Below are 2,887 nucleotides of genomic sequence, written 5' to 3'. Positions count from 1 at the left end.
GTCATATGGTCAGAAATATGGAAACCTTATCAATATGAAAATTGAAAATATGCGTCAGCAACATACTGATATTGTAGGTGAAAAACCACAAGTTCATCCTGAACAGAAAATTAAGAAAGAAAAGAATAAATACGGCATTATAACAGTGTCAATGGGAAAAGGTATTGCTGAATTATTCAAAAGCATTGGTGCTAATGAAGTTATTGAAGGTGGCCAAACAATGAATCCAAGTACAGAGGATATTGTTAAGGCTATTCATGATGTGAATGCTGAAAATATTATCATTTTACCTAATAACTCAAACATTGTGATGGCCGCTCAACAGGCGGCATCTGTAGTGGAAGAGAATGTGATTGTTGTTCCTTCCAAAACTGTGCCACAAGGAATGGCTGCTTTACTTTCTTTCAATCCTTCGGTTGAGCCTGAAGAAGTCGGGCGAATTATGTCGGAAGCATTAGGTAATGTTAAGAGCGGTCAAATTACTTATGCAGTTCGTGATACGAACATTGATGGACTTGATATTGCAAAAGGCGATTTTATGGGAATATCCAATGGGAAGATTGTTGTCACTGATCGTGAACAGCTTTCGGCATCTAAAAAACTCCTTTCTGAAATGATTACAGAAGATGATGAAATTTTAACAATCATTCAAGGAGAGGATGTAAGTGATGAAGAAGTCGAGCAGCTTCTAACATTTGCTGAAGAACAGTTTGAAGATGTAGAAATTGAAGTTCATAAAGGAGAACAACCACTTTATTCCTATATTTTCTCTGTTGAATAAATAAGAAAACCCGGCTTATTAGCCGGGTTTTCTTTGTTTTTTGTTCGAAAAGAGATTTGCATTTATTAGAATAGTCCATTTTTTCTTGATTTTCTTGATATAATAGTGTTTTTTAAAAAATCTGTTAAACTAAAGTTACAAGAATCATATGAAAAAAGAGTAACTAGCTTTAACAATACCAGTGCATATAGGGGGAGTGTGTCTAATGAAATATAGAAGTGTTTTTGACATAATTGGACCTGTTATGATCGGTCCGTCGAGTTCACATACAGCCGGTGCGGCAAGAATTGGACGTGTTGCACGAACGTTGTTTGGACGTGAACCTAAATGGGTAATCATTTCCCTTTACAACTCTTTTGCTAAAACCTATAAGGGGCACGGTACAGATGTTGCTCTTGTAGGTGGCTTGCTTGACTTTGATACCTTTGACGAAAGAATAAAATCGTCATTAGAAATAGCTAAAGAGAAAGACATTAAGATAACGTTTATAGAAGAAGAAGCAGTCGCAGACCATCCGAACACAGCTCGACTTATTATTGGTGATGACTATGGACAGTTTGAATTAGTTGGTATTTCTATAGGTGGAGGAAAGATTGAAATAACTGAACTAAATGGTTTTGAATTAAAATTATCAGGAAATCACCCTGCTTTATTGGTTGTGCATAACGATCGATTTGGTGTAATCGCCGCAGTAGCCAATGTATTGGCAAAATATGAAATAAATATTGGACATATGGATGTGTCCAGAAAAGAAGTTGGTCAGCTTGCTTTAATGACAATTGAAACAGATCAGAACATTACAAATGAAGTAATTGAAGAATTAAAAAGATTAACAAATATATTACAAGTAACTAGAATTGATGATTAACAAAAACAAAAGTAGATGATATTTTTATACAACTATGACAAAATGAGGGGGATATCATCATGTTCCGTAACGTAGAAGAACTAGTTGGATTAGCGGAAAGTAAAGGGGTAAAAATCGCAGAGATCATGATTGAACAAGAGTGTAGAGTGACAGATCGTACTCGAGAAGATGTTTTATTACAGATGGAAAAGAACTTAGAAGTAATGGAACAAGCCGTTGAAAAAGGGCTGTCAGGAGTAAGGTCTCACTCTGGTTTAACTGGTGGAGATGCGGTGCTCTTACAATCTTATCTTGAGAAGGGTAACTTTCTTTCCGGAGATACAATTTTAGACGCTGTAAGTAAGGCTGTTGCAACTAATGAAGTGAATGCTGCAATGGGGACAATTTGTGCCACGCCCACAGCTGGTTCCGCTGGTGTTGTACCTGGTACACTTTTTGCTGTAAAAGAAAAGCTGAAGCCAACGAGAAAAGAAATGATTGAATTTCTTTTTACTTCAGGTGCATTTGGTTTTGTTGTGGCGAACAATGCTTCCATTTCTGGTGCTGCTGGAGGTTGTCAAGCAGAGGTAGGCTCTGCTTCAGGAATGGCTGCTGCAGCAATTGTTGAGATGGCTGGTGGTACTCCAAGACAAGCTGCACATGCTATGGCGATAACATTGAAAAATATGCTCGGATTAGTTTGTGACCCTGTTGCAGGATTAGTGGAGGTCCCTTGTGTAAAAAGAAATGCAATGGGTGCTGCTAATGCAATGATTGCTGCTGATATGGCATTAGCGGGTATTACAAGTAGAATTCCATGTGATGAAGTAATTGATGCCATGTATCGAATTGGGCAAACGATGCCTACAGCATTAAAAGAAACTGCACAAGGGGGGTTAGCTGCGACTCCGACAGGTCAAAAGCTCAAAAGGGAAATTTTTGGAGACTCGCAAAAGTGACGTGAAAAATATGTTATTGGATCCTATTACCAACTTAAAGGGTGTTGGTAGTGAAACAGAGGAAGTACTAAATGATGTTGGAATTTACACAATTCATGACCTTCTTGAATATTTTCCATATAGATATGATGATAATAGTTTAAAAGATTTAGAGGATGTAAAGCATGAGGAACGTGTTACTGTTGAGGGAAGAGTTCATAGTGAGCCTTCTCTCCAGTTCTTCGGTAAAAAAAGGTCACGTCTTACGTTCCGATTGTTAGTAGGACGATATTTGCTGTCAGTTGTTTGTTTTAATCGTCC

3 protein-coding genes and 1 pseudogene are annotated in these 2,887 nt (G+C 37.5%); all 4 read left to right on the top strand.

The genetic code is table 11. From position 1 onward, the window contains the following. On the top strand, positions 1–781 hold a 781-nt coding region (locus tag ACEWK1_RS27490; protein ID WP_416636865.1), incomplete at its 5' end, for a DAK2 domain-containing protein. 205 nt (positions 782–986) lie between these two features. Next, positions 987–1,649, top strand: a complete 663-nt coding sequence (gene sdaAB, locus ACEWK1_RS27485; RefSeq protein ID WP_212134498.1) for an L-serine ammonia-lyase, iron-sulfur-dependent subunit beta — start codon at positions 987–989, stop codon at positions 1,647–1,649. A gap of 59 nt (positions 1,650–1,708) precedes the next feature. Next, positions 1,709–2,587 carry an L-serine ammonia-lyase, iron-sulfur-dependent, subunit alpha gene (gene sdaAA, locus ACEWK1_RS27480; RefSeq protein WP_212134500.1) on the top strand — a complete coding sequence of 293 codons (879 nt, stop codon included), beginning with the start codon at positions 1,709–1,711 and terminating at the stop codon, positions 2,585–2,587. A 10-nt stretch (positions 2,588–2,597) separates the two neighbouring features. Beyond that, positions 2,598–2,887, top strand: a pseudogene (locus tag ACEWK1_RS27475) (DNA helicase RecG); the annotation flags it as partial.

Source organism: Metabacillus sp. YM-086, from assembly GCF_048059995.1.
GTDB classification, from domain to species: Bacteria; Bacillota; Bacilli; order Bacillales; family Bacillaceae; genus Metabacillus; species Metabacillus litoralis_B.
The sequence above is the reverse complement of the archived record's forward strand: the minus strand, read 5'-3'. Positions and strand labels throughout refer to the sequence as shown.

What these genes read in the sequence shown, in the direction of transcription:
- sdaAA (WP_212134500.1), top strand. Translation starts at nt 1,709, where the DNA reads ATGTTCCGTAACGTAGAAGAACTAGTTGGATTAGCGGAAAGTAAAGGG.
- sdaAB (WP_212134498.1), top strand. Translation starts at nt 987, where the DNA reads ATGAAATATAGAAGTGTTTTTGACATAATTGGACCTGTTATGATCGGT.